Genomic DNA, 25,033 nt, shown 5'->3' with positions numbered 1-25,033 from the left:
ATGAAAGCAGAACAACAGATTGTGCAGTTTAGTCCGTCAGTTCAGGCGTTCTATCCGCAAAATATGATTGACGACGGCAGCTATGGTAATGAGTTGCCCGCAGATTTAATCGGCCTGACGGGTGATGAACTGGTCCGGTACTGGAAACAAACACCACCAACAGGAAAATGTCTCGGTTTAATATCCGGCAGGCCTGCATGGGTTGATATTCCTTCACCTACACGGGAAGAACTGATTGCCACAGCAGAACAGAGGCGACAGCGCCTATTGGCACATGCAGATGCAATCATGGCCGACTGGCGAACTGAGTTGATGCTGGGGGAAATCAGCGACACCAACAAAGGTAAGCTGTCGGCGTGGCTAGCCTATAAAAATGAGGTTAAGTCGGCTGATGTGACAACCGACCCTGAGCATGTTAACTGGCCTGTTCCCCCGGAGGCGTAGTCCAGGCTGGCATACCATCTACAGAACAGAGTTGTTTATCTGTAGGTGGTATCGTCAGATACTCTTGTGCTAAATCATCACTGATTTCTGTTGCATCAGCAGGCCAGTTTCCATTACGTTCGTAGTTTTCACGACTGGCGTTCAATAGAAAAAAACATTTTTCTGCACTGAATGAATATGTCGTCATTTAAATACCCTCCACTGTCCAGCGAACCTTCATTGCATTTGAACTCCAGTTTCGTACATAAATAAGATTTAATGACTGAGGTGATATACCGATTGGCCTGTCAGGGGCAGGTTCAGCATCAACAATGGAGATATGCGCAGAAGTGATTACCTCCGATAAAGCCAATGGCAGGTTGATGATATTCTGCAATCCAGGCGTAATATTCATTATCCCGCTCTGCTTGATCAATATTTTACCATTCGCCAGTGGTGTCCTGAAAATAGAGTACCCTGAAGAGTCAGTTGTTGATTGTGTCAGATAAAGCGAATCGGCTGTGTTTTTGTTTAGGTACCTTGCATCAGCTATCGCAATACTTGGAACATTCCCCGATTCTGTACCAATATCGAGCGACGCAGCTGAACCGATCCCAAGATTTTGCCTGAAAATCGTTTTGCTTGGGATATCAGAGCCATTCGTACCTTTCCATAAATATCTGCCATCGCCGTGGGCGACATCCAATACTTCATCCGGGTCCGGGGTATCCGTTGTTGTAACATTCCGTTTCGCTGCTTCTCCCAAACCAAGGTTTTTGGAAAAGTAGTTACACATAGCGAAATCTGCAAAAATCCTCCCATCCATGATGTAGAGGAGGAAAATTGATGGCCGTGTTTGGTTATATCCGTGTATCAACAATCGACCAGAACAGCGATTTACAGCGTAACGCGCTCACAAGCGCAAACTGTGACCGCATTTTTGAAGACCGCATGAGCGGAAAAGTTGCCAGCCGTCCCGGACTCAAACGCGCTTTAAAGTGCGTTAATAGCGGAGACACCCTGGTCGTGTGGAAACTGGACAGGCTGGGACGCAGCGTGAAGAACCTGATAGCCCTGATATCAGAGTTGCATGATCGTGGTGCCCACTTCCGCTCCTTAACAGACAGTATTGATACCAGCACTGCCATGGGGCGCTTCTTTTTCCACGTGATGTCGGCACTGGCGGAGATGGAACGCGAGCTAATCGTCGAGCGGACGCTGGCCGGTCTGGCAGCAGCCAGAGCACACGGGCGTATAGGCGGAAGACCCAACGCATTAAAAGCGCATGAGCGAGAGCAGATTGGACGACTATTGGCTAAGGGGCATACTCGCCAGCAGTTGGCCATTATCTACGGTGTGGGATTATCGACGCTTTATCGATACTTTCCGGTGGATGGTCAGAGAGAGGATCGCGCACTAGGATTGTAATTCTTTTGCAAATATTGAAACGCCGCAGCGATGCCATTTCTCTCACGGACATGGGCGCATTTATCGCGCGGCGCATCAAGTATATTACCGATCACAGAGATAAAACGGTATTTAGTATAGAAACAATGCAACCACTTAAAATAACAGCATTGGGTGATTATCCTGAAGGCACAACGTTGGAAGCACCTGCGTCACCCTACGATAAATGGGATGGTAAGAAATGGGTGACTGATTTAGCAGTGAAGCGCAAGTCTGACATTGCAGATGCAGAGAAAAAGCGACAACGTCTGCTTGCGGAGGTGGATGAAACAACCTCTGACTGGCGGGTTGAACTGATGTTGAGCGATATCAGCGAAAAAAATAAAGCAAAACTGTCAGCATGGATGGGTTATAAAAATTTGGTTAAATCCGTTGATGTTTCGACGGTTCCTGATATTAACTGGCCGGCAAAGCCGGAGGTATAAAACGGTTAATATTTTCTGAGGTAGTCGAAGATATTGCTTTCATGATTTTATATAAGCCAGTCTGTGAAACAGACTGGCTTTTTTATTGTTGATTGCAACGGCAGGTTGCAATGCCATTTTCCAGAGTAAACTGTCGATTTTGCATCGAAATTAATTACGGCACTTTATTTAATCCTTTTTATTCTCTCCTGATTTTATTTTTTACACCGCGTATAAGATATTTAACTCAATACTGCTACAGAAAGCGTAATGATTTTATCATTATTTCCCCGTCGCGGTTGTACCCTCATTCCCACAACGCCAATCGCAAGCTCTCCCATTAAATTCTTGTCATCATTACCTCACCCCAACCACGGAGTATTAATGATGGCTAATTATCACCACGGCGTTCGCGTCGTTGAAGTCAATGACGGAACCCGCAGCATTTCGACGGTTTCCACTTCTATTGTCGGCATGATCTGTACGGCAGAAGATGCCGATGCCACCACCTTCCCGCTGAATACTGCGGTACTGATTACCGATGTGCTGGCCGCACTGGGTAAAGCCGGTACCAAAGGAACGCTGGCGCAGTCGCTGCGTGCCATTGCCGACCAGAGCAAGCCTGTGACGGTAGTGGTGCGCGTAGCGGAAGGCAAAGACGCGGCGGAGACCACCAGCAACATTATCGGCGGCAGCGACGAAAACGGCCGCTATACCGGGATGAAAGCGCTGCTCAGCGCGCAGACCGACCTCGGCGTGAAGCCGCGCATTCTCGGCGTACCGGGGCTGGACTCGCTTGAGGTCGCCACCGCTCTGGCAACGGTCTGCCAGCAGCTGCGCGCCTTCGGTTATATCTCGGCTTACGGCTGCAAAACCGTGAGTGATGCGATTAAGTACCGTGAAAACTTCAGCCAGCGTGAACTGATGGTGATCTGGCCGGACTTTGTTGCCTGGAACACCACCACCAGCGCTGCGGACAGCGCTTACGCCACCGCCCGTGCGCTCGGTCTGCGCGCCAAAATCGACAACGACAGCGGCTGGCATAAAACCCTGTCTAACGTCGGCGTTAACGGCGTAACCGGCGTCTCTGCCTCGGTATTCTGGGACCTGCAACAGACCGGGACCGATGCCGACCTGCTGAATGAGGCCTGTGTCACCACGCTGATTCGCAAAGACGGTTTCCGCTTCTGGGGCAACCGCACCTGTAGCGATGATCCGCTGTTTGCCTTTGAAAACTACACCCGCTCGGCGCAGGTACTGGCCGATACCATGGCCGATGCGCATATGTGGGCTAACGATAAGCCGCTGTCTCCGACGCTGGTCCGCGACATTATCGCCGGGATCAACGCCAAGTTCCGCGAGCTGATCAACGCCGGGTATCTGCTGGGGGCGAACTGCTGGTACGACGAAAGCGCCAACACTCAGGAAACCCTCAAAGCGGGCAAGCTGTTTATTGACTACGACTACACGCCGGTCCCGCCGCTGGAAGATATGACTCTGCGTCAGCGCATTACTGACAGCTACCTGGCGAACTTCGCCGCTTCTGTGAACAGCTAAGGAGAAACACTCATGGCAATGCCAAAGAAACTGAAATACCTGAATTTATTTAACGATGCCAACAGCTATCAGGGAGTGGTGACTTCGCTAACGCTGCCGAAACTGGCGCGCAAGCTTGACCCGTATCGCGGCGGCGGCATGAACGGCGTGGCGCATATCGATAACGGTCTGGAAGACGATGCGCTCGATCTGGAGTGGACCATTGCCGGGCTGGACGATCGCATTTTCAGCCAGTGGGGCGGGGCAACCGTACCGCTGCGCTTTATGGGCTCGTACCAGCGTGACGACACCGATGAAACCATCGCGGTGGAAGTCGAGCTACGCGGTAAGCATCAGCAGTTCGACTTCGGTGAGAGCAAGCAGGGTGAAGAGAGTGAAACCAAAATCACCACCAAATGCACTTACTACAAGCTGACCTGGAACGGTAAAGCGCTGATCGAGATCGACACCGTCAACATGGTCGAGATCGTCGGCGGCGTTGACCGGCTGGCTGAGCACCGCAAAAACATCGGCCTGGCGTAAGCCGTAATGGGTCACGGTTAACACGAAGGGGTCGGGCATGCCCGACCCGCATTCCCGTTTTCAATAAGGAACGTCCATGCAACAGCAAGAAAACCTGGTTCAGCTGATCGCGCCAATCGTGCGCGGCGAGACCATCATCAACAGCGTTGAAGTGACCAAACCGAACGCCGGCGCGCTGCGCGGCACGCGGCTGGTGGACCTGGCCGGATCGGATGTGGAGGCGCTGATCACCGTACTGCCACGTATCACACTGCCAAACCTGACGAAATCAGAGTGCCTGAATCTGGACCCGGTCGATCTGATCGAACTCGGTGGCAGGGTGATCGGTTTTTTATCCGCGAAGCCGGAAACGTCCGCTGGCCCGACGGCCTGACGGTTGACGATCTGATGGCCGACATCGCCACCGTTTTTCACTGGCCGCCATCAGAAATGAACCCGATGTCGCTGACAGAGCTGATCGACTGGCGGCATAAGGCGATCGTGCGCAGCGGCACGCAGAGTGGAGAGTAGCGATGAGTATTAACCTCGGTCTGGACGGTCTGCGTAAGGCGGTCATCCGGGCCAGTCTGATTATTGATGAACTACCGGGTAAGACCCGCGATCTCGGTGACGCGATGGTTCAGCAGCGCATTGCGCTGAAGGCGGCCACGCAAACCAGTGAGCTCAGCCAGCGCAAGCGTAAAGAGGGGCTGAAGCTGAGTCAGGAGCGGATGCAACAGATTGCCCGCAGCGAGGCCAGCGAGCGTCGACAGACTCTGAAGAATCGTCTGGGTAGAACCGCACAGCGCTATCAGGCCGGGCAGGGGGTGGCAGAGAAAGTGAGTAACGTCAGCAGCCAGGCGATGAGCGTGGTGACTTCTGGCGCGAAACTGCTGAGGCCTGGCTATAAGCAGGCCACGGCCACGGCTCCTGACGAACCAGGCTACGCGCGGCAAGGGCACTCGCTGGCACCAGCGGCTGACAATCTGGCCGGTGATATCGGCCAGCTTAACGTGGCGATTGATGCCATCAGCCTCACTGTGTTTTCGCAGCTGGACGGCATGTTGCGTTCGCTGACGCAGACGGCCACCGGGCTGATAAGCAGCATTGACCGCTGGATACAGGATAATCCTGCGCTGGCGGGGGGGATCACCCAACTGGTGGCCTGCGGTGGATTGCTGATTGCCGCACTGGGTGGCATCGGTTCTGTGGTCGTTCCGGTGCTCAGCGGGCTCAATCTGCTGATGGCGGGAGCCGGGGTCCTGAGCAGCGTCTTTACTTTTGCCGGGGGGGCGATAGCAGCGGCGCTGGGTGCCATTACGCTACCGGTCGGTATTGCCGTCGCGGCTGTGGTCGCAGCGGCCGCGCTGATTTACCAGTACTGGGAGCCGCTCAGCGCATTTTTCAGCGGGGTCATTGACGGGGTTAAAGTCGCGCTTGCTCCGCTATTTGAAGCGTTTAAACCTTTAAAGCCTATTTTCGATGAAGTTAGCGCCCTGATAGCCCTGGCATTTGACAAGATTAAATCGTTTTTTTCGCCAATTGCCATGACCGCTGAGAAGCTGGAGCAACTGGGTAACCTTGGCAACTTTGTTGGCCAGGCGCTGGTGAAAGGACTGAGTTTGCCCATGACGATTTTACGTAGTTTGGGCGGCATGATCAGCGGGCTGCTGGAAAAGCTCGGACTTATCGACAAAAAATCCGCTGATGCGGCTGAGTCCTTACCGGGTGAATGGTCAGAACAACGATCGTTGCCGGTGCCGGGAGGGGCAGGTTATCGTTCGCTCGACACACCGTATACTGCTGCCCCCGGCGGCAGCTATAAACCCGTGACCTCGGGGAGCACCAACAGCCAGCAGAACACCTTTAACAGCAGCTACGTGATCAACACCCACTCCGGCATGAGCGATGCGGACGTGCTGGCGATGATTGAGCGTAACAGGCAGCAGGAGCGCCTCGCTGCTGAACTTAAACAACGCAGCAGCGTATGGAGTTAACCGGTCATGATGATGATTTTGGGCATGTTTGTGTTTAAACGCCGTACCCTGCCGTTCCAGAGCATGACGCAGGAAAGCGCCTATCGCTGGGGGGCGGGCAGTCGCGTCGGTGCGCGCCCGACTCAGCAGTTTCTGGGAATCGGCGATGAAAACATCACGCTGGTGGGGGAGCTGCACCCGGAAATCACCGGCGGAAACGCCGCGCTGTCGGCGCTGAAAGAGATGGCCTCAGGGGGCAGGGCCTGGCCGTTACTCAGCGGTGAAGGGCAGCCCTACGGGATGTTTGTTATTGAAAGTGTTAACGGTGTGCATAGTGATTTCCTCGCCAGTGGGACGGCACGGACCATCAACTTTACGCTGAAGCTTAAGCGGGTCGATGAGTCGCTGGTGGCGATGTTTGGCGATCTGAAACAGCAGGCCGTGCAGACAGCCGGTAAAGTCATGCAGCAGGCCGGTCAGCTGATGGAGGACCTGCCATGAGCGGCGTGGATATCGGCAAACAGATGGGGCCGGATTATCTGATTGAACTGGATAACCGCGACATCACCAGTAATTTCCGACCACGCCTGCTGAGTCTGACGGTGACCGATAATCGCGGTATGGAGCTGGATACCTTTTCGCTGACGCTTGACGACAGTGATGGAAAAATCATTATGCCGCAGCGGGGCAATATCCTGCGGGTGTATATCGGCTGGCAGGGTTCCGTGCTTTTTCATAAAGGGGAATTCACCATCACCGGAATCAGGCATGAGGGAGCGACGGATAAGCTGACCCTGAGCGGGTTCAGCGCTGACCTGGGCGGTTCACTAAAAGAAAACCGTACCGACTCCTATGACCAGACCACGCTGGGGGAGATTGTGCAGCGTATTGCCGGGCGCAACGGGCTGGAAGCCGCACTGCTGAAGGATATTGCGGCGATCGCTATCGACCATATCGATCAGACTAATGAAAGCGATCTGCAATTTTTCTCGCGGCTGGCAGAGCGCACTGGCCAGGTTGCACAGGTCAAATTTGGCAAACTGATGCTGATTAAACCGGGCAATAACACCACCGCCAGCGGCGAGCCGCTGCCCGAACTGTTGATCCAGCGGCAGGAAGGTGACTCGCATGCATTCGACTACAAACGGGATTCGATCTACAGCGGCACCCGCGCCCGCTGGCTGCGGCTGGACAAAGCCAGCAGCGGATGGGTGACCTGTAAGGCCGGCGGCGGCGGGCACGGCGAGATGCTTGAGACAGCAGAAACGCGTTATCTGGTGCTGCCGACGCTGTACGCCTCGCAGGAAGAGGCGATGCAGGCGGTAAAGGCTGAATGGCAAAAGAATATTCGGGTGGGCGTGACGCTCGATTTTCTGCTGGCAATGGGACGGCCTGACCTGCTGCCGGACATGAAGGTCAGCGTATCTGGCTTTAAGCAGCTGATCGATCGGCAGATATGGGTCGTGACCAGCGTGGCCCACACCATTGATGCGGCGGGAGGTTTCAGGTCTAAGGTGGCGTTTGAAATGGCGGGTAACGACGGGCAGGTGGTAATCGAACCTGATTAAATCCCAAAAAGTGAAAAATACACTTGATGATTCACTTAAAGTGAATATAATTAGTTTAATTCACAAAGTGTGAGTAAATTAATGACCACAGGAGGTCACCTATGATGCCTTGCCCGATTTGCCAGCATAACAGCCATGCCCGTTCCAGCCGTATTCTCAGCAGTGAAACCAAGGAGCGCTATCACCAGTGCCAGAATCTGAACTGCAGCTGCACCTTTAAATCGATGGAGACGATTACCGGGATTGTCGCCCGTCCGCAGGAGGCGACCCCGCCACCGCCGCCTGCGGCGGTGAAAGCCCGGACCAGTCGTCTTGGCAGCTGACCGCCAGCGGCGGGTTCATACCCGCCCTGGTTTTTACCTCCCCTTCACCCTGCTAAACTGCGCTATCATCTTCTGCTTCTCAGGCGAATGCTGGCGCAATCATGAAAAACGCTTCCCCGAACACTCCCATCTTCGACGGTCATAACGATCTGCTCCTGCACCTCTGGCTGCACCATGCGGAGCAGCCCGCGCAGGCCTTTCTGCACCAGCGGCTTGACGGTCATCTCGACCTGGCGCGCATGCGCGAGGGCGGCTTTGCGGGCGGCCTGTTTGCCGTTTTTGTTCCGCCCGCAGATTATGTGGCGAAATTCCCCGCCCGTCAGACAGAGCCGTTCGATGCGCTGCGCATTACTGAACAGCAGATCGCCATCCTGCAGCTGCTGGCCGCGCAGTCGGCAGGCCAGGCGAAGATCTGCCGCAGCGTCAGCGACATTGAGCAGTGCATGGCAGACGGCGTGCTGGCGATGGTGATGCATATAGAAGGGGCGGAAGCGCTGGACGAGGACCTCAGCCAGTTAGACCGCTGGCAGCAGGCCGGGCTGCGCAGCATCGGGCCGTTCTGGAACCTGCCTAACCGTTTTGGCGAGGGGGTTAGCGGCAGTTTTCCCGGTTCGCCGGACACCGGAGCAGGGCTGACCGCTGCCGGAGAGCGGCTAATCCGCGCCTGCAATCAGCGCCGCCTGATGATCGACCTGTCGCATATGAATGAGAAAGCGTTCTGGGATACAGCGCGCCTGAGCGATGCCCCGCTGGTCGCCAGCCACTCCAACGTACACGCCCTGTGCGCCCAGCCGCGCAACCTCACCGACCATCAGCTGGCCGCGATAGCCGACAGTGACGGGCTGGTCGGGCTGAACTTCGGCACCGCGTTTTTGCGCAGTGACGGCAAGCGCGATGGCAACATGCCGCTGAGCGTGATGGTGCAGCACCTCGACTCCCTGCTGGAAAAGCTGGGCGAAGACCGCGTCGCTTTCGGCTCCGACTTTGACGGCATCAACCTGCCTGAAGCGATCGGTGATGTCACCGGACTGCCGCGCCTGCTGGCCGCACTGCGTGAGGCAGGCTACGGTGAGGCGCTGCTTAACAAGCTCTGTCGTGCGAACTGGCTGCGGGTGCTGAAAAAAACCTGGGGTGAATAACGCCTGATTTTTGAACCAAATAGTTCATAAAAGCATAAACCGCGCAGATTTTAGGGTTGATATCGATTTATCATAGGCGCAACATCTGTGCCGCCAAATTTCTGCAATTTGACAACATGCGATCGCTTACCAACACTGGAGAGTGAGCCGCCTGTTTTTTGAACACCATGAGGATATGACTATGTGGACTAAACCAACTTTCATCGATATGCGTCTGGGCTTAGAAGTTACTCTCTATATTTCCAACCGCTAGCCGTCATACTTCAAGCTGCAGCTGTGTTGGCTGCGTGTGCTCACCCCGGTCACTTACTTTAGTAAGCTCCCGGGGATTCTCACACTTGCCGCCTTGCTGCAACTCGAATTATTTAGGCCAGTATCTGGAATTGTGCCCATAGTTTCTGATGGGCATTTTAATTTTACTTTCCCGGTTTCCCCATGAAAATCAAAGTTCTCGGCTCTGCGGCCGGTGGCGGCTTCCCGCAGTGGAACTGTAACTGCCGCAACTGCCAGGGCGTGCGCGATGGCAGCATCCCGGCCACGCCGCGTACCCAGTCTTCGATAGCCGTCAGTGATAACGGCAGCGACTGGGTGCTGTGTAACGCGTCGCCCGATATCTGCCACCAGATCGCCGCCAATCCCGAACTCAATCAGCACGGCGCGCTGCGCGGCACGGCGATCGGCTCGATCATCCTTACCGACAGCCAGATCGACCACTGCACCGGGCTGCTCAATCTGCGCGAAGGCTGCCCGCACCAGGTATGGTGTACGCCGGAAGTGCACGCGGACCTGACCAGTGGCTTCCCGATCTTCACCATGTTGAAGCACTGGAACGGCGGGCTACAGCATCACGCTATCCAGCCCGGCGAGCCGTTCTCCGTAGCGGTCTGCCCGGCACTGAGATTTACCCCGATTGCCATCCTCAGCAATGCGCCCCCTTATTCGCCGTATCGCGGGCGACCGCTGCCCGGCCATAACATCGCGCTGATGATCGAAAACAGCGCCAGCGGCAGCAGGCTGCTGTACGCGCCAGGCCTGGGTGAACCCGATGCGGCGCTGCTGGCGCTAATGGCGCAGGCCGACTGCCTGCTGATTGACGGCACGCTGTGGCAGGACAATGAGCTGGCGAACACCGGCGTCGGGCGCAATACCGGCCGCGATATGGGCCACCTGGCGCTCGGCGAAGAGCAGGGCCTGATGGCGGTGCTCAGCCGTCTGCCGGCGAAGCGCAAGATCCTGATCCACATTAACAACACCAATCCGATCCTCGATGAATCCTCTGCCGAGCGCCAGGCGCTGACTGCACGCGGCATCGAGGTCAGTTATGACGGCATGAGTATTGAACTATGACCACTGCAACCCTGATGACTCCGCCACAGTTTGAACAGGCGCTGCGCGATCGCGGCGCCTACTACCATATTTATCATCCGTTCCATATCGCCATGCACAACGGCGAGGCGACGCGTGAGCAGATCCAGGGCTGGGTGGCAAACCGCTTCTACTATCAGACCCGCATCCCGCTGAAAGACGCGGCGATCATGGCTAACTGCCCGGATCCTCTGACGCGTCGTAAGTGGGTGCAGCGCATTCTCGACCACGACGGTCAGGGCGACAGCGACGGCGGTATCGAAGCCTGGCTGCGGCTGGGTGAAGCGGTCGGGCTGGATCGCGAAGTGCTGCTTTCTGAACAAATGGTGCTGCCGGGCGTGCGCTTCGCGGTGGATGCCTACGTCAGTTTTGCCCGCCGCGCAGTGTGGCAGGAAGCCGCCTGTAGCTCGCTGACCGAACTGTTTGCTCCGCAGATCCACCAGTCGCGCCTCGACAGCTGGCCGCAGCACTACACCTGGATTGAAGAAGAGGGCTACGGCTATTTCCGCGGCCGCCTCAGCCAGGCGCGACGCGACGTGGAGCATGGTTTACAGCTGGCGCTGGAGTACTGCGACACCGTGGAGAAGCAGCAGCGGATGCTGGAAATTTTGCAGTTCAAACTGGATATTCTGTGGACCATGCTGGACGCCATGACCATGGCCTACACCCTTAACCGCCCCCCGTACCACACCGTGACGGACCAGCCGGTCTGGCATAAAGGAAAACTGCTGTGATCAATGATCAAACCATCCCGATGTTCCGCCGTGGCTACCGCCTGCAGTGGGAAGAAGTACAGGGCTGCCACGTGATCCTCTACCCGGAAGGCATGGCAAAACTGAATGACAGCGCCACCATGATCCTCGAACTGGTGGACGGCCAGCGCACGCTGGCAGAGATCGTCCTGGCGCTGAACACCCGTTTCCCGGAAGCGGGCGGCGTGGATGACGATGTGAAAGCGTTCTTCGCCGCCGCGCGTGAACAGAAGTGGATCCTTTTCCGTGAACCCGCTTAACCCTGCGGTTAAGCCGCCGCTGTGGCTGCTGGCCGAGCTGACCTACCGCTGTCCGCTGCAGTGCCCGTACTGCTCGAATCCGCTGGACTTTGCTCAGCAGGAAAAGGAGCTGACCACCGAACAGTGGATCGCGGTGTTCAAACAGGCGCGGGCGATGGGCGCGGTGCAGATCGGTTTCTCCGGCGGTGAGCCGCTGGTGCGTAAGGATCTGCCTGAGCTGATCAAGGCCGCGCGCGATCTGGGTTTTTACACCAATCTGATCACCTCCGGCATCGGCCTGACGCAGAAGAAGATCGACGCCTTCGCCGAAGCCGGGCTGGATCATATTCAGATCAGCTTCCAGGCCAGCGATGAAGTGCTGAACGCGGCGCTGGCCGGGTCGAAGAAAGCGTTCCAGCAGAAGCTGGAGATGGCGCGCGCGGTGAAAGCCCACGGCTATCCGATGGTGCTGAACTTTGTGCTGCACCGCCACAATATCGACCAGATCGACCGCATTATCGAGCTGTGCATTGAGCTGGAAGCCGACGACGTTGAGCTGGCGACCTGTCAGTTCTACGGCTGGGCGCAGCTCAACCGCGAAGGGCTGCTGCCCACGCGTGAGCAGATTGAACGGGCAGAAGCCGTGGTGCACCGCTATCGCGAAAAGATGGCCGCCAGCGATAACCTCGCCAACCTGCTGTTTGTCACCCCGGACTACTATGAAGAGCGGCCAAAGCCCTGCATGGGCGGCTGGGGAGCCATTTTCCTCAGCGTGACGCCGGAAGGGATGGCGCTGCCGTGCCACAGCGCACGCCAGCTGCCGGTGCAGTTCCCGTCGGTGCTGGAGCAGAGCCTGGAGGATATCTGGTTTAACTCCTTCGGCTTTAACCGCTATCGCGGCTTCGACTGGATGCCGGAACCCTGTCGCTCCTGCTCAGAAAAAGAGAAGGACTTCGGCGGCTGTCGCTGCCAGGCGTTTATGCTGACCGGCAATGCGGATAATGCCGACCCGGTGTGCAGCAAGTCTGAACATCACGGCATGATCCTGGAAGCGCGAGAGCAGGCCAGCTGCACCAATATTCAGGTGAGCCAATTGCAGTTCCGCAACCGTGCTAACTCTGAGCGGGTGAACGCTCAGCTGATATTTAAAGGCTGACGTATGCAGCAGCGCCGCCTGAGCAACGGTTTACGAGTTGAAGTGATCCACGATCCGCAGGCGACCCGCGCTGCGGCACTGTTGCAGGTGGATATCGGCAGCCATCACGAACCGGATGACTGGCCGGGGCTGGCGCACCTGCTGGAACATCTGTTGTTTGCCGGCAGCGAAGCCTTTCAGGACGAGCAGCGGCTGATGGCCTGGCTGCCCGCCCAGGGCGGGCGGCTGAATGCCACCACGCAGGGCAGCAGCACCGCTTACTTCTTCGAATGTTCCCCTGAACAGCTGGCAGAGGCGCTGGCCCGACTGACGGATATGCTGGCGGCACCCCTGCTGTCTGCCACGGCGATGCGTCAGGAAGTTGCCACTATTGACGCCGAGTGTCGCCTGCTGGCTGACCATCAGGACACTTTGTGCGAGGCGGCGCTGAGCAGCGCCTTTGCTCCTCATCCCTGGCAGCGCTTCTGCACGGGCAATGCCGCCGTTTTCGGCAGCGATGACCGCGCGCTGCGCACCGCGCTACAGCAGTTCCACCAGCGCTACTATCACGCCGCTAACCTTACCCTGTGGTTACAGGGGCCGCAGCCTGTCGGGCAGCTCTGGCAGCTGGCTCAGCGCTATGGGGCGGTGTTCCCGCCGCAGGGGGACAGGCCGCCCGTACTGCCTGCGCTGGCGCTGAACCGCGAGCGTGATATCGCCCTGCAACTGAGCGGCGCGCCGCGCCTGCGCCTTTCCTGGCTGACTGAGCCGGTTTACGGTGAATTAGCCCTGCTGCGCCAGCTGCTGCTCGATGAGGCGCCGGGCAGCCTGATGGCGGCGCTGCGCGAACAACAGCTGTGCGACGATATCCGCCTGCTGCTGACGTATCGCAGCCCGCAGCAGACGGTGGTAACGATTGAACTGGTGCTGGTGGCGGCCTGCCACGCTGAGCGTGCCGAGGCGCGGGTGCATCACTGGCTGGCTCGGCTGGCAAAGTTAACGGCCGGACAGCGTGCGCACGCGGCGCGGCTGGCCCGCCGCCAGTTTTCCCGGCTGGCGGTGATGGACCAGCTGCGCGAAAGCGCCTTCGGCTTTGCTCCGGCGGCGGACGGAGAGGGGGGCGGGGCGACACGGTTTGCTCCGCTGGCTGCGGCCCCGCTGGCGCGGCTGTGGATCAGCGATGCGCCGCTGGCCGGGCGGCTTGTGATGCAGGGCGTGTCGCTGGCCTGTCAGCCGCAGGCGCGGGCCGCCGTGGCGCCCGATGCGTCGGGGGTGGCGCTGGCTTTTTACCCCCGGCGGCAGGCGAGTGCGTTAACGGTACTCCCCTCCCGGCAGGTCCGGCTGGCGCATCATCGTGAGGATCGAACGCAGGCGGTGCTGCTGCTCAGTCCGCAATGCGACCTGCCCGCTCCGTGGGGGCAGATTTTGCAGGCCCGGCTGCGGGCGCTGGCGGCGGGCTGCATTCATCAGGGAGGAGAACTGCGGGTCAGCTGCCAGCAGGGGCGCTGGCTGATCCAGCTTCATGGCGGCGCGGCGCTGATGGTCAGCACCCTGGCGGCGCTGAATACGCTTTTGCGCGATATTTCGCCTGCCGTTATTGCGCAGGGCGAACGTGAATATCAGCGCCAGCAGCAGACGCGACGCGATGATATTGCCGTGCGCGCCCTGCTGGCGACGCTGCCTGAGCGCTTGCTGTCGGAACGCTATCCCGCAGGCGAGGGTCACCCGCTGGCGCAGCCGTGGCGGGCGTGGCTGGAGGGCGGTGACGCACAGCTGCATCAGCAGCTGGCCTGCCTGCTGAGTGACTTTCCCGGTGACATTAACCCGGTGGTGCAGGTGCAGCCAGAACCGCGGCCAGCGCAGGCGCAATACCGGGTGGCCACTGCCAGCCGGGAGGCGGCGCTGCTGCGCTTCTGTCCGCTGGTGGACGAGAGTCCCGCCTGCCTGGCCGCGTGGCAGCTGCTGGCGAGGGTCTATGCGCCGCTGTTTTTCCAGCGGCTGCGCGTGGAGCAGAATATTGGCTATGTGGTGAGCTGCCGTTTTTATCAGGCGGCGGGACAGGCGGGGATCCTGTTTGCCCTGCAATCTCCGCACCTCAGCGCCGCCGGGCTGTCCGGCGGTATTGACCGCTTCTTACACGAGATGGACAGCGTGCTGGCCGCTATCAGCGCGGCATCGCTGTGGGATAAATGCCAGGCGCTGCTGGCAGAACAGCAGCAGCTGCCACCGGGGCCGCTGGAAGCCAGCCACTACCGCTGGCAGCAGGCGCAGCAGGCCGTTGCCCCGCCGGAGATCGCCGATTTTCAGGCGCTGACGCCCGCCCGGTTGCGCCACTATCATCAGCGCCTGCTGGCCGACAGTCCGAACGCCTGGCAATTGGTTAATCAGCCCCCTGAAGCCCGCTGACAGTAAAAGACTTTTTACCGCCGGATGTGCTCCGCCTCACCGTCCAGCAGGGCGTTAATTTTGCTGTAGACGTCCTGCGCACGGGTGGCTTCTGCAAATTCAACATTGATCTGCCGATCGCGCAGCATCTGGAAGAAATTGCGCTGCACGTCAACCGTGGCTTTGTCGCCCACGCGCATGTTTTCGGCTTTGGTTTCCACCAGCAGGTAAACGAGGGTGGCATCAGCACGCTCAATCATATATATGAAGTCCGGCGTGGTGGTGCCTCCGGTGTATTTCGGCACCTGAATGGCCCGTTTCGGCAGCTTGCCAAACACGGTCACTTTTGCCGGATAGCAGTGCTTCAGCAGGGCCAGCTCCGGGTCGGCGCTGTCGTAGCGCAGCGGTGGCAGCTCGTAGAGGTAGCGGGCGTCATCAATGGGGCTGTCATCGACAGATTTACCGAGGGTTTCAGCCGTCACGTCATCTTTAAATTGCTGGCGCTCGCTGTCAAACACCGAGGTGGATGCCTGGAACTCCAGCGGGTGATAAACGTAGCTTTGCGCAAAGCGACGATCGAAGCGCTGTCTGAATTCGCGCACCAGGTTATCCAGCGACAGCTGGCTCAGGTAGCGGGCGTCTCCGTGGAAATTATCGCGCAGCATCGCCAGCAGTAGCGGATGAATCACGCTGACCGACAGGCTGGTGTGCAGCACCAGCTGCTTCAGGAACTGCCCGTAGCGCATCCCCGGCAGGAACTCGCGGGTGGTATATTCGCCGTCGCGCTCTGCTACCGACATCGTGTTGCCGTCACTGAGCTTCAGCGTCTGATGAACCTGGCCCGGCTTCTGGCGGGCATACAGCGCGCGGTTGCCCATCACCTCTTCGGCAATCGTTGCCAGAGAGTCGGGAATACGCTCGAACGCCAGCATGTAGCGGCGGGAGAAGTGCAGCCAGACGTCTTTCAGCCGCTCCCAGTTGGCTTTACGCAGCTTCACGCGCAGTTTCGCGACCGGTTTATTTTCACGAATGCGGTCCGCACGCACGCGCGCAGGATCCAGTTCGCTATAGAAGTGCAGCAGCCACTCAAAGCCGCTTTTCGTCACGCCATCGAGGGTGACTTCCGGTTTAAAGTCGTTATTGCGCCGGATAATCCCTTTCTCATCCAGCTCCTCCAGCAGTGTCTCTTCCGTCCAGTTGGGGTCTATCTTCTGACGTGCGGTCACGATCAGCCCGATCGTCCTTTCATCGAGTTTCAGCTCGTTGAGCGGGATCCTGCTGTCGCTGTTGATCTCCTCGACCAGCTGGCGGGCAAAGGTTTTTTCGTCATAGCCAATCAGGAACGCCAGCCGTGAGGGCCACTCTTCCTGCTGCACGCGATGGCCGTTTTCATCCACCGGCAGGCGTAAACCACGGCCCACTTCCTGTATTTTACTGGACTCACTGCCGGAGGTGCGCAGCTTGGCGATAACAAAGACGTTAGGGTTATCCCAGCCTTCGCGCAGCGTCCATTTGGAAAACAGAAAGCGGCGAACTTCCCAGTTGCCCCGGTCATCTTTAAAGCTGAGCAGCTTCTCTTTGTTCCTGAGAATGTCGTCCACCTCTGCCTGGATCGCTTCGTCGCCGCTGCCCCGGTCTTCGCCAAAATAACCGGCGTGGACGTTCTGATCGGCGCTGTTCAGGCTGGCGAGAGTGGCGCGCAGGAATGACAGATAATCGACTTCGCGCGGCAGCAGCTTCTGCTCATAGTCAGCGATAAGCTGCACCAGCTTACTGCGCAGCAGGCGTTCAAACGTCAGCTTTAACCAGCCCTGCGGGTCGCGATAGCTCTTGATACTGTCGATAAAGAACAGGCTGAGCGATTTAATACGTGGGGCGTTATGTTCACGGGCATTGTCGCGCAGGAAGTTGGCCTGCTCGGTGTCAAAATGCCTGTCGATGGCATCCCGCACGATCAGCTCCTGATAGCTGGCGTTAAACGTGCCGGGCACCAGCGCCATCCCCGCTTCCAGCGCCAGATCGTTAGAGAGCATCTTGCTGCCGGCATACTCCACGCTGCCTTCAAATCCGGCATCCACGTCGGCCAGGTTTTCCCCGACGCCGACCTCAAAGTAGCGGTTACCCTGCTTCAGGGTCAGTTTTTTCGCCGTGACGCCGCTGACGATATAGCGGTTTGCCGCCTGTTCTTCGCTCAGGCTGGGGTAATAAATATCAATGCCTTTCACCAGGCCGCCGTTGAAACTGTCCACCGCGTTTAGATCGAACTGCGGTTGGCGGCGGTAATAGTCTCTGCGCACGATTTTGTTCTTCCCTTTCCCTTCTTCAATCAGCGGGAAGGTGGCCCCGAAGCGCACGATCAGCTGTGGCTTAATCGCTTCAATGGCCTGGTAGAATTTATTGTCGCGCGCGAAGCGATGGGGCTCATCCATAATCACCACCGGGCGGGTCATCTGCAGGCCTTTGAGGGGGGAGGTCAGCCCGCCCATTAACGTCTGGTCGTAGTCGCTGCGGGTCATGCTGGCCGAATTCAGCATCTGCGCGTTGATCAGCAGTACCTGAATGGTGTGGCCGTTGCGGCGGCTGGCATCGGTAAAGTTCAGCAGCTGCACGGGGAAGTTTTTTCGGCCCGACCTGGCTTTAAAATCCCCGGCGTTAACGGTGGAAAGCTCGATGCGCGTGTTTTCATAAAACTGTGAGAAGTGCTGGCGCGCATAGTCGCTGGTGATAAAGCTGCGCGCCCCTTCTTTGATGGCGGGCGTGGGCACCACCAGCACAAACTTAAACAGGCCGTATTTCTGGTGCAGCTCATACATCAGGCGGGTGTAGACGTAGGTTTTGCCCGTGCCCGTCTCCATCTTCACATCAATATGGTTTTCATCCTGATAGCGCCCGTTAATCAGCGGGTTGGCGAAGAGGTCCTCATCCGCTACCGAGGTATCCACCCCGGAAAAGTGATTGAGGATCGCGCTCAGCGCGGCTTCCTGATGCGGAAGTTCTTCCAGTAAAATTTTCATTCCGCCCGCCTCAGTAACGCTTCACAAGGTTCACTTTCTGATCGAGCTGCTTTAAGCCCATCTCCAGTTCACGAATCGATTCCAGGCCGAAGGAGTAGCCGTAAATCACCACCGTCTGCAGCGCCAGCTGGTGGGTGCCAATCTGATTGAGCAGCTCACGCGTTTGTGCGCTGTGCCACTGCTCCTGAATTAAATAGAGGCGGGTGCCGTCAACCCAGGTGGCCTGATAGCCTGCGAAGGTCAGCGTGCGGACGGTGACGTCCATTTTGTAACCATCGGCCATCAGCCACGTGGTGAGAATGGTGTCTTCTCCCGTGGCGTGACCGGCAACGCCTAATCCTGCGGCGGAGAAGGGGGCGATCATATCGTCGAAGCCGCTTTCGTCGAAGGCGGTGAGCTGCCCGCCGGTGGTGACGAAATGGCCGCTGGCGATGTCGAAGTGTTCTAAATCATCCAGGGTCTGCTGCTGCGGTGTGACGAAGCGATAGTGCTTAAAGCCGAGGTCGGCGTCGGTCTCCGGCTTCTCTGCGCGCATTTTTCTGGCCGCGAGTCTGATGCGGTCGCGGCTGATTTCATCAATGGTTTTATACCCCATCTGACTGGCGGTGGTATTTCTTGCACAGGGTTCCGGCAGCTGCACCAGGATGAAACTGCGCTGGCCGTTATCGGCCTGATTCTGCTCAAATACTGCCTGCGCCGTGGTGCCGGATCCGGCGAAAAAGTCCATCACGACCGCGTTTTTATTTTTATGCAGTGCGGCCAGTTTCTGGATCAGTCTGGGCGGTTTGGTGTACTCAAACACGCTGCGGCCAAACAGCTGTTCAATGACCTTGGTGGCATTATCATTGGAGTATTCGTTTTCGGTAAACTCTAAGGTCGATAGCGGCTTGGTGCGGTCAAAGGTGGCGATTTCGTACTGGTTGTTTTTTTTCTCTATTTTGGCGTTCTGATAGGTTTTGGTGTAAATCCTCGGCCGTTCCCCACCGGTACGCAGTTCAATAAAGCCATTTTCCAGCCCGAAGTTAAACAGGTCCCGGCTCCAGCGCCAGGCCCAGTCGGCACGACTGTGGTGGCCCTGGTGACGTTCTCTGAACTTTTGCTCCGACCCGCCGGGATACAGCACATGGCCGTCCAGCTCGATTGGATAGTCGAGCGATTTGGAGTACCCCAGGCTGTCGTAGTCCAGCGTCTGGTTTAATTTATAACAGCCACGCGTTTCATAGTGCTCATCCTGATGCTTAAAGGCGGCGTCAGTATGGGCGATGCCTGCGATGTCGGGGTTGTTGGTTTTGGAGTAAAGCAGGATGTAATCGTGGTTTTTCGCGGTGGCATCTGAGGATTTCCCGCCTTTTTTGGTGATGCGGCTGAACCCGACGATAAAGTTGCTCTCACCGAAAATTTCATCGCAGAGTAGCTTCAGGTTGGCCTGCTCATCATCGCCGATCGAGATAAAAATCAGCCCGGTCTCTTTTAAGGTTTTTTTCGCCAGGTACAGGCGTGGATAGATGAAGGTGAGCCACGCGGAGTGCGTTGCTTTACCCTGGATGGATTTCAGACGCTGGAGTTCTGACTCATTTAAGCCAAACATATCCTGTAAGGTCTGGTCGCTGTATTCAAAGGTATCCGGGTAGACAAACCCGTCCGAACCGGTGTTGTAGGGCGGGTCGATGTAGATCATATCGACTGAGTCCGCATAGTTACTCTGCAAATGGCGCAGCACTTCCAGGTTATCCCCGGTCAGAAACAGATTACGGCTGAGGGTGTTTTCCGGCAGCGCGTTATGCTCAACGTCCGGCACGATCACGGTGACGGATTTTTCCCCGGCCTGCTTTCTGGCGTAATCTTTCCCGATGAAGTCGAGCTGGTAGCCGCTGGAGAGTTCCTGAATGTTCTTCTCTTTCAGGGCCTGCTGAAATTTAGCCACGTCGAACCCGCCCTGAGCAACCAGATTGCCCTCATCATCGTATTTGTCAGCGGTAAAGAACGCGGGAAGCTTCTCATGCAGTTCTGTCAGAAAGGCGCTGTCCGGCGTAATGGACTTATTATAGTTCTGTCGATCTTTTAGCATTAACGTTGACTCCGCGACGGCGTTCCATTGAGTGTGACAGGGCGCGGTGATGATACAAAAAAAAGCCCTGAACGCCTACCCTGGTGGGCAGAGCATGCAGGGATCAGGAGAGAATGAGTGACGGGGTTTGTTCCGCGTTTTAAGGCTGAGGGTTTTTGTCGAGGGCGCTGTCTCTGCCTCCGGGCCGGAACGCATATTTTTTTGCCCTGTAAGCGGTGACGAACGCGATGGCCATCAGGGCGAGGATCGCCCAGGGGAATGACGCTGCTCCGGCATGGTTGAGAAGCACACCCCCTATCACTCCGCCGCTTGCGATAGCCAGATTCCATGCGGTGGTAACCATGGCCTGCACTACGTCCACGTTATCGCCTGCGGCGTCGGCCGCCGCCGTCTGCATCTGCGTTGAAGCGCCGCCAAATGACCCTCCCCATACGATGACGGCCAGCAGGACGACAGCCGGTTCATGCATCCCTGTCACCAGCGCCAGCGAGACGACGGCCAGTGCCGCCAGGCTGAGCAGTACCAGGCGACGTAAGTAGCGATCGACCAGTGTCCCGGTGATCCCTATACCGGCAAGGGCAGAGATCCCAAAAGCAAGAAGGATCAGTCCGACATCGGCCGCCAGGCCCGACAGCTGCAGAAAGGGACCGATGTAGGTATAAAGAATGTTGTGCGCCGTCATCCACAGAAAGATAACTGCCAGCACCGGGCGCACGCCAGGGATCTGAAAAACCTTCCCTACGGGAAGACGCTTTTCCGCCTTTTGTCCTGGCAGGTCAGGCACCGCCACCCACGTCCAGACGAAGAGAATAACCGCCAGCAGCGCCATCAGCCCAAACGGCACCCGCCATCCCATTAAGCTACCCAGCCAGGCTCCTGCCGGGGTTCCCAGTGACAGCGCGACAGGGATGCCCACCATCGCGATAGCCAGCGCCCGCCCCTGCAGATGAGGCGAAACAAGGCGACGCGCGTAGCCAGCCAGTATTCCCCATGCCAGCCCTGCGGCCACGCCGGACATGAAGCGCGCTATCAGCGTTAACGGGTAAGAGGTGGATACGGTGGTGATGGTGTTAAACACCAGGAAAATCCCGATAGTCAGTAGCAACACCCGCTTGCGGCGCCATCCGCTGGTCAGCACGGTTAGCGGGATGGCCGCCAGCAGCGAACCCAGGGCATACAGACTCACCAGCTGACCCGCCAGCACCTGAGAAACGCCCAGGCCTTCACCGATCTCCGGTAGCAAACCGGCAGGCAGCGTCTCAGTCAGGATCGCAATAAATCCGGTCATGGCGAAGGCGAGCAGGGCCGCCAGAGGGAGTTTTTGCGGCGTGAGTTTTTCGCGAGTTTGGGTATCGGGATGCACGGGGATTCCTTGTTAAGGTATTGATGAAATGAACGAAAGCGTCAACAGGCTGGCGCGTAATCGATATATATACCGACTGGTATAGATATTAAAAGCTAGAGATCGCTTGCGCAGTTGTCAAGCAGATATGTATCGATTAGTATTGATGTCTGGCTGAAAAGAGGAAATCCGCGATGGCTCAGATGGGACGCCCACGATCCTTTGACCGTGACGAGGCAATTCGACAGGCTATGTATCTGTTCTGGCAGTACGGCTACGAGTCAACGTCACTCTCCCTGCTCAAAGCGAATATGGGTAGTGGTATCACCGCGCCCAGTTTCTATGCGGCGTTTGGATCCAAGGAAGCCCTGTTTGCGGAAGTCGTCGATTGCTATCTGGCGACTCACGGCCAGGTCAATGATTGTCTGTGGGACGATACGCTCAGCCCGCGAGAGGCGGTAGAACTGGCGCTACGCCGTTCAGCCAGAATGCAGACTGAACAGGATCATCCCAAAGGCTGCCTTATCGTTTTGTCCATCAGCACCTGTGCGCCGGAACACGACCACATACACACGCTGCTGGCAACGCGGCGCTCACATACGCGTGAGGGGTTCATGAGAAATGTTATCAGGGCGATAGAGCAGGGAGAGCTCAGCGCAGACACTCACGCGCGGGCGCTGGCCCTGTCGCTTCACAGCTTCGAGATCGGTCTGTCGACGGAAGCGCGTGATGGTGCGACCTGGCATGATCTTGATGCTGCGGTATCATCCGCAATGCAAGCCTGGGATGCACATAGCCTGCGCGCGCAACGCGCATAATACCGACAGACCCGGCGGCGGAGGATCGCGCCGCGGGTTTGAGGACTCCGCTATGCCGTGACGGCCCGGTTACGCTCAACGATGGCATCGTGGCTGAGTTGCCCGCCCGCAGACATAAATTCTGCGATTAAGACCTCCCGGTTTACCGGCGCACGGGCTTTATCCGCAGCGAGCAGGGCTGCCTGGCTGCTGTCGCCATATCGGGGAGGGAAAGGGGGATGGAGGGGGATTTTGTGCGGCAGGAAACGCTATCACGATCGTTATGATTATCCGGCTATGTGCCATTTTTTTGTCATGTGGAAAGCCTCGTTTTGCTGAACTGATTCTGGTTTGGATGAGAACTGTCCGCAAGGCTGTTATCAATCTGGATTAACCCTGACCCGGATTGCATCCAAAGAAAAAGGAGTCAGACGATTTCTCATCTAACTCCTTGTTTTATCTGGTGGCCCCAGCTGGACTTGAACCAGCGACCAAGCGATTATGAGTCCGAACCAGCAAGTAATGAAATCAGTAAGTTACTGATTTTTATCGCAGCAGAAGACTATATAGAGATGATTAGCGATGAATACCGTTGTGCTCTGCTGCCACTTTTACTCAGGTATAATCTATTAGTCTAAGGTGAGCTCTATTGGGCTACTTTTTGTTCATCGCTATCGTTTTCGGATTCATGGGTTGAATTTGCTGAATTCCACCATGCTATGTATGTAAGTTTTAAAGCAAGCCACCAAGCATAAATAGCGAAAGGAGAGTTGCAATCAGTCTCATCAAGTAGTCCATGAGCCATTTCATTTCGCAGATTTGGGCCAAAAGCGTTACAAAATAGCGATTGGAATTCAAAAGCGAGATTTTTACCAAAAACTTGCTCTGCTTCTGGTAACGTCATTAACGTACTCATTCCATTCTCATTCTGAATTCCATCCTTGTCGAGGTTGGAAGTTTTTGCACCTGCTTGCTTAAGATGCATGCGTACTAAGTGCTCAATTTGAGGGATAAGCAAATGAAGTGCTGTGACAAAATCCCGCTCATACCCGGCAAAAAGCGCCTTACCGAAAAGTCTGACGCGTTCCTTTGGAATGAAAGCAGACTGTCCAGCTAATTCGATGAAGTCAATTTCACGCATTTGATGCTCAACTAATAGTACTTCCAAAGCTGGCAAAATTTCAGCTTGTACTATAATATTAACCAGTATGCCATAGTCTCTAATCATTTCAGCGTTAATTGATATTTCATCGTCGTCAGTCAATTCTCCACTAAGACTCATTGCAGGGCGCTTAGCTATTACTCTTCCATCACGGCTCATCATTGTTGAAGCAAACATTGATTGCAAAGGATATTGACGCATTTTTTTAAGAGAATCTTCGCGTAGTTTTTCTGCGTCAACACCCCGATGTAGTTGAACAAATTCTAGTAAAGCATTTTGAATAGATTTTCCAGATACTGATTCTCTGGCATGTGCAATTAGTTGAGTGATATCTACTCCAGGGAATTGAATTATTCCCATCTCCCCTAACGCGCGCTCACCCGAATTGTTCAAATGAACTCTCAACTCAGCAATTCGCTTATCGACCTGATATTTAGATCGTTCAGCTCGAGGAACTGATCTGTAGATCTGAATTGCATTTTCGTAAAAGCTAGCTGCTATCATGTAGCTAGGGTCCTGTGAAGCAGAACGCGTTAGGGCTTCTTTGGCCCAACCTTCGGCGACCAATACTGTCATTTCTGCAGCTTTAACTACATTAGGAATTGACTTATACCACTCCGATGAGCTTTCAAAGTATGCTCGAGCACTATGCAAATCACCTTCATGATTAAACTTTCGGGCTAATGATTCGAGCTTTATGGCTATATCCTCTCGGTTTGACAATCCCAGACGATTTGATTTGAGAAGGTCTGATAACCAAAGCCCGAGAAAACCATCATCATTACTGGAATTATTAAATGCAGTGACGATAGCTTTCTCGATTTTCTGAAGTCTATCTCCAGCACCATTTTTGAGCATTCGAGCCAAGGTGATTGCACGAGGCCAGCAGTCTCGGCCTCCATGTATCCATGTATCTTTATCTAGGGGAAGGCAGCAGTAAGCGTCAATAGCCTCTAAAGCAAATTTGGTATTACGTGGTTTACCTTTCAGCCATACCAAGTCGTTTAATCGTGCTTTCAACCAGTTATTATCTACTTTATCTGCAATTTCAGCGAAGAACTGAATATCTGATTTAGAAAAATCCTCAGGAATTACTGAACGACGATCGTGGAATACGGCAAAGGGTTTGAAAGGTTCATTTGGACTTGATGGCGAAAGCATCATTGAGCAGGCATCAGCTAGCAACCATAGTACCTTGCTGTGTTCAGGACGGTTTTGCTCGATCGCAATACGCGCTGAACTCGAAAAGGCTCCCCACATAGCGGAATATCCTTCGCTAGTAACTTGAGCTATTGAATCCTTCCAGTCTGATGTATTGAAATCTTGTAATGAAATAGCTAAGTCTAATGAGTAACGTTCATTCTTCATATTTTACCTTGTAAATAAGTCATCTGAAAAAAAGGAGGGGATCAGCTT

General features: G+C 56.1%; 25 protein-coding genes. 19 read left to right on the top strand and 6 right to left on the bottom strand.

Annotated features, from left to right (window positions below):
• On the top strand, window positions 1-444 hold the full coding sequence (locus ABEH87_RS11580; protein WP_346576523.1) for a tail fiber assembly protein: 444 nt from the start codon (window positions 1-3) through the stop codon (window positions 442-444).
• Here the strand turns inward: ABEH87_RS11580 and ABEH87_RS11575 are convergent.
• Together ABEH87_RS11575 and ABEH87_RS11570 are read right to left on the bottom strand one after the other, a co-directional pair.
• The gene (locus ABEH87_RS11575; protein ID WP_346576522.1) at window positions 416-631 is read right to left on the bottom strand and encodes a hypothetical protein; all 216 of its coding nucleotides are present in this window, start codon (window positions 629-631) and stop codon (window positions 416-418) included. The two genes, ABEH87_RS11580 and ABEH87_RS11575, sit on opposite strands and share 29 nt — an antisense overlap.
• Entirely contained in the window at window positions 632-1,219 is a 588-nt protein-coding gene (locus ABEH87_RS11570; RefSeq protein WP_346576521.1) for a hypothetical protein, read from the bottom strand.
• Window positions 1,220-1,269: 50 nt separating this feature from the next.
• On the opposite strand from ABEH87_RS11570, the gene ABEH87_RS11565 reads away from it, so the two are divergent.
• The 17 genes from ABEH87_RS11565 to pqqF all read left to right on the top strand — a co-directional run bounded on the left by ABEH87_RS11565 (window position 1,270) and on the right by pqqF (window position 15,255).
• Window positions 1,270-1,851: a recombinase family protein gene (locus ABEH87_RS11565; protein ID WP_346576520.1), complete on the top strand. Its 582-nt coding sequence runs from the start codon at window positions 1,270-1,272 to the stop codon at window positions 1,849-1,851.
• Between the two features lie 5 nt (window positions 1,852-1,856).
• Entirely contained in the window at window positions 1,857-2,315 is a 459-nt protein-coding gene (locus tag ABEH87_RS11560; protein WP_346576519.1) for a tail fiber assembly protein, read from the top strand.
• A gap of 366 nt (window positions 2,316-2,681) precedes the next feature.
• On the top strand, window positions 2,682-3,851 hold the full coding sequence (locus ABEH87_RS11555) for a phage tail sheath protein (RefSeq protein ID WP_346576696.1): 1,170 nt from the start codon (window positions 2,682-2,684) through the stop codon (window positions 3,849-3,851).
• Between the two features lie 12 nt (window positions 3,852-3,863).
• On the top strand, window positions 3,864-4,373 hold the full coding sequence (locus ABEH87_RS11550; protein ID WP_346576518.1) for a phage major tail tube protein: 510 nt from the start codon (window positions 3,864-3,866) through the stop codon (window positions 4,371-4,373).
• Between the two features lie 76 nt (window positions 4,374-4,449).
• Window positions 4,450-4,746 carry a phage tail assembly protein gene (locus ABEH87_RS11545; RefSeq protein ID WP_346576517.1) on the top strand — a complete coding sequence of 99 codons (297 nt, stop codon included), beginning with the start codon at window positions 4,450-4,452 and terminating at the stop codon, window positions 4,744-4,746.
• A gap of 14 nt (window positions 4,747-4,760) precedes the next feature.
• Complete coding sequence (locus ABEH87_RS11540; RefSeq protein ID WP_346576516.1) at window positions 4,761-4,883, top strand: GpE family phage tail protein; 123 nt, start codon at window positions 4,761-4,763, stop codon at window positions 4,881-4,883.
• A gap of 2 nt (window positions 4,884-4,885) precedes the next feature.
• On the top strand, window positions 4,886-6,349 hold the full coding sequence (locus ABEH87_RS11535; RefSeq protein ID WP_346576515.1) for a phage tail tape measure protein: 1,464 nt from the start codon (window positions 4,886-4,888) through the stop codon (window positions 6,347-6,349).
• A 6-nt stretch (window positions 6,350-6,355) separates the two neighbouring features.
• Complete coding sequence (locus ABEH87_RS11530) at window positions 6,356-6,829, top strand: phage tail protein (protein WP_346576514.1); 474 nt, start codon at window positions 6,356-6,358, stop codon at window positions 6,827-6,829.
• Window positions 6,826-7,896 carry a contractile injection system protein, VgrG/Pvc8 family gene (locus ABEH87_RS11525; RefSeq protein ID WP_346576513.1) on the top strand — a complete coding sequence of 357 codons (1,071 nt, stop codon included), beginning with the start codon at window positions 6,826-6,828 and terminating at the stop codon, window positions 7,894-7,896. Before ABEH87_RS11530 ends, ABEH87_RS11525 begins: the two co-directional genes overlap by 4 nt.
• A 101-nt stretch (window positions 7,897-7,997) precedes the next feature.
• Window positions 7,998-8,219 carry an ogr/Delta-like zinc finger family protein gene (locus ABEH87_RS11520; RefSeq protein ID WP_346576512.1) on the top strand — a complete coding sequence of 74 codons (222 nt, stop codon included), beginning with the start codon at window positions 7,998-8,000 and terminating at the stop codon, window positions 8,217-8,219.
• A gap of 101 nt (window positions 8,220-8,320) precedes the next feature.
• Window positions 8,321-9,358, top strand: coding sequence for a dipeptidase (locus ABEH87_RS11515; protein WP_346576511.1), 1,038 nt, complete (start codon window positions 8,321-8,323; stop codon window positions 9,356-9,358).
• Between the two features lie 181 nt (window positions 9,359-9,539).
• Window positions 9,540-9,611, top strand: coding sequence for a pyrroloquinoline quinone precursor peptide PqqA (gene pqqA, locus ABEH87_RS11510; protein WP_072166356.1), 72 nt, complete (start codon window positions 9,540-9,542; stop codon window positions 9,609-9,611).
• Between the two features lie 182 nt (window positions 9,612-9,793).
• The gene (gene pqqB, locus ABEH87_RS11505; protein ID WP_346576510.1) at window positions 9,794-10,705 is read left to right on the top strand and encodes a pyrroloquinoline quinone biosynthesis protein PqqB; all 912 of its coding nucleotides are present in this window, start codon (window positions 9,794-9,796) and stop codon (window positions 10,703-10,705) included.
• Complete coding sequence (gene pqqC, locus ABEH87_RS11500) at window positions 10,702-11,457, top strand: pyrroloquinoline-quinone synthase PqqC (protein ID WP_346576509.1); 756 nt, start codon at window positions 10,702-10,704, stop codon at window positions 11,455-11,457. Before pqqB ends, pqqC begins: the two co-directional genes overlap by 4 nt.
• A gap of 20 nt (window positions 11,458-11,477) precedes the next feature.
• The gene (gene pqqD / locus ABEH87_RS11495) at window positions 11,478-11,735 is read left to right on the top strand and encodes a pyrroloquinoline quinone biosynthesis peptide chaperone PqqD (RefSeq protein WP_346576695.1); all 258 of its coding nucleotides are present in this window, start codon (window positions 11,478-11,480) and stop codon (window positions 11,733-11,735) included.
• Window positions 11,722-12,870: a pyrroloquinoline quinone biosynthesis protein PqqE gene (pqqE, locus tag ABEH87_RS11490; protein WP_346576508.1), complete on the top strand. Its 1,149-nt coding sequence runs from the start codon at window positions 11,722-11,724 to the stop codon at window positions 12,868-12,870. Before pqqD ends, pqqE begins: the two co-directional genes overlap by 14 nt.
• 3 nt (window positions 12,871-12,873) lie before the next feature.
• On the top strand, window positions 12,874-15,255 hold the full coding sequence (gene pqqF, locus ABEH87_RS11485) for a pyrroloquinoline quinone biosynthesis protein PqqF (RefSeq protein ID WP_346576507.1): 2,382 nt from the start codon (window positions 12,874-12,876) through the stop codon (window positions 15,253-15,255).
• 14 nt (window positions 15,256-15,269) lie between these two features.
• Here pqqF and ABEH87_RS11480 read toward each other — a convergent pair whose 3' ends face one another.
• From ABEH87_RS11480 to ABEH87_RS11470, 3 genes are all read right to left on the bottom strand, one after another.
• On the bottom strand, window positions 15,270-18,248 hold the full coding sequence (locus tag ABEH87_RS11480) for a type III restriction-modification system endonuclease (RefSeq protein ID WP_346576506.1): 2,979 nt from the start codon (window positions 18,246-18,248) through the stop codon (window positions 15,270-15,272).
• Window positions 18,249-18,258: 10 nt separating this feature from the next.
• A complete protein-coding gene (locus tag ABEH87_RS11475; protein WP_346576505.1) occupies window positions 18,259-20,316 on the bottom strand; it encodes a site-specific DNA-methyltransferase in 2,058 nt (685 codons plus the stop codon).
• Between the two features lie 139 nt (window positions 20,317-20,455).
• A complete protein-coding gene (locus ABEH87_RS11470; protein ID WP_346576694.1) occupies window positions 20,456-21,604 on the bottom strand; it encodes an MFS transporter in 1,149 nt (382 codons plus the stop codon).
• Between the two features lie 248 nt (window positions 21,605-21,852).
• Here ABEH87_RS11470 and ABEH87_RS11465 point away from each other — a divergent pair, with 248 nt between their 5' ends.
• Window positions 21,853-22,476, top strand: a complete 624-nt coding sequence (locus ABEH87_RS11465; protein WP_346576504.1) for a TetR/AcrR family transcriptional regulator — start codon at window positions 21,853-21,855, stop codon at window positions 22,474-22,476.
• 625 nt (window positions 22,477-23,101) lie between these two features.
• On the opposite strand, the gene ABEH87_RS11460 is transcribed toward ABEH87_RS11465, so the two are convergent.
• Window positions 23,102-24,985 (bottom strand): DUF4209 domain-containing protein, encoded by a 1,884-nt coding sequence (locus ABEH87_RS11460; RefSeq protein WP_346576503.1) that lies wholly within the window; start codon window positions 24,983-24,985, stop codon window positions 23,102-23,104.
• Window positions 24,986-25,033 lie beyond the last annotated feature (48 nt).

This window comes from Erwinia sp. Eh17-17, from assembly GCF_039675725.1.
Classification (GTDB): Bacteria; Pseudomonadota; Gammaproteobacteria; order Enterobacterales; family Enterobacteriaceae; genus Erwinia.
This window is presented reverse-complemented; position numbering and strand designations above follow the sequence as displayed.

Bases quoted from the DNA above. Each gene is read 5' to 3' on its own strand.
- ABEH87_RS11535 (WP_346576515.1), top strand. From the start codon at position 4,886: ATGAGTATTAACCTCGGTCTGGACGGTCTGCGTAAGGCGGTCATCCGG.
- ABEH87_RS11480 (WP_346576506.1), bottom strand. From the start codon at position 18,248: ATGAAAATTTTACTGGAAGAACTTCCGCATCAGGAAGCCGCGCTGAGC.
- ABEH87_RS11525 (WP_346576513.1), top strand. From the start codon at position 6,826: ATGAGCGGCGTGGATATCGGCAAACAGATGGGGCCGGATTATCTGATT.
- ABEH87_RS11575 (WP_346576522.1), bottom strand. From the start codon at position 631: ATGACGACATATTCATTCAGTGCAGAAAAATGTTTTTTTCTATTGAAC.
- ABEH87_RS11475 (WP_346576505.1), bottom strand. From the start codon at position 20,316: ATGCTAAAAGATCGACAGAACTATAATAAGTCCATTACGCCGGACAGC.
- ABEH87_RS11555 (WP_346576696.1), top strand. From the start codon at position 2,682: ATGGCTAATTATCACCACGGCGTTCGCGTCGTTGAAGTCAATGACGGA.
- pqqC (WP_346576509.1), top strand. From the start codon at position 10,702: ATGACCACTGCAACCCTGATGACTCCGCCACAGTTTGAACAGGCGCTG.
- ABEH87_RS11550 (WP_346576518.1), top strand. From the start codon at position 3,864: ATGGCAATGCCAAAGAAACTGAAATACCTGAATTTATTTAACGATGCC.
- pqqF (WP_346576507.1), top strand. From the start codon at position 12,874: ATGCAGCAGCGCCGCCTGAGCAACGGTTTACGAGTTGAAGTGATCCAC.
- pqqB (WP_346576510.1), top strand. From the start codon at position 9,794: ATGAAAATCAAAGTTCTCGGCTCTGCGGCCGGTGGCGGCTTCCCGCAG.
- ABEH87_RS11545 (WP_346576517.1), top strand. From the start codon at position 4,450: ATGCAACAGCAAGAAAACCTGGTTCAGCTGATCGCGCCAATCGTGCGC.
- ABEH87_RS11470 (WP_346576694.1), bottom strand. From the start codon at position 21,604: ATGACCGGATTTATTGCGATCCTGACTGAGACGCTGCCTGCCGGTTTG.
- ABEH87_RS11465 (WP_346576504.1), top strand. From the start codon at position 21,853: ATGGCTCAGATGGGACGCCCACGATCCTTTGACCGTGACGAGGCAATT.
- ABEH87_RS11540 (WP_346576516.1), top strand. From the start codon at position 4,761: ATGGCCGACATCGCCACCGTTTTTCACTGGCCGCCATCAGAAATGAAC.
- ABEH87_RS11515 (WP_346576511.1), top strand. From the start codon at position 8,321: ATGAAAAACGCTTCCCCGAACACTCCCATCTTCGACGGTCATAACGAT.
- ABEH87_RS11580 (WP_346576523.1), top strand. From the start codon at position 1: ATGAAAGCAGAACAACAGATTGTGCAGTTTAGTCCGTCAGTTCAGGCG.
- ABEH87_RS11565 (WP_346576520.1), top strand. From the start codon at position 1,270: ATGGCCGTGTTTGGTTATATCCGTGTATCAACAATCGACCAGAACAGC.
- ABEH87_RS11570 (WP_346576521.1), bottom strand. From the start codon at position 1,219: ATGTGTAACTACTTTTCCAAAAACCTTGGTTTGGGAGAAGCAGCGAAA.
- ABEH87_RS11460 (WP_346576503.1), bottom strand. From the start codon at position 24,985: ATGAAGAATGAACGTTACTCATTAGACTTAGCTATTTCATTACAAGAT.
- ABEH87_RS11520 (WP_346576512.1), top strand. From the start codon at position 7,998: ATGATGCCTTGCCCGATTTGCCAGCATAACAGCCATGCCCGTTCCAGC.
- pqqD (WP_346576695.1), top strand. From the start codon at position 11,478: ATGTTCCGCCGTGGCTACCGCCTGCAGTGGGAAGAAGTACAGGGCTGC.
- ABEH87_RS11530 (WP_346576514.1), top strand. From the start codon at position 6,356: ATGATGATGATTTTGGGCATGTTTGTGTTTAAACGCCGTACCCTGCCG.